At 44.7% G+C, this 322-nt stretch carries 1 other RNA gene; it reads right to left on the reverse strand.

The features are described from left to right. Positions 1–21 precede the first annotated feature (21 nt). Positions 22–322, reverse strand: an RNA gene (gene rnpB, locus CGS25_RS18900) — RNase P RNA component class B; the annotation flags it as partial.

A 322-nucleotide genomic window follows, 5' to 3' on the forward strand; every position in this document is an offset into this window, starting at 1 on the left:
TTCAGGAAAATTAGAATCGGTGGTAATCATCTATCTCCGAGTTAAAAAACTCGCCCCCATGATTAGTTCATTTCCGTCATGAAGCGCCCCTACCAAAGTTTGGGTTACCTGCTCGCAGGGTTTACCGCGTTCCACTAATACAGTTTCCTATATCACTTCGTCACTGTGGCACTTTTCAAGACTACTCAAGCATAGCCGAAACCTTAGCTCTTTTGTCTGCCGTCACTACTAAAAGCAGTGCCTTGCCTTATTTTTTCAGCAAGTACGATCACTACAGGCATCTCAGCCTGTGCAAGCTTGGACTTTCCTCAGCCTATATACA

Origin of the sequence: Alloalcanivorax mobilis, from assembly GCF_002864685.1 — a bacterium.
Classification (GTDB): Bacteria; Pseudomonadota; Gammaproteobacteria; order Pseudomonadales; family Alcanivoracaceae; genus Alloalcanivorax; species Alloalcanivorax mobilis.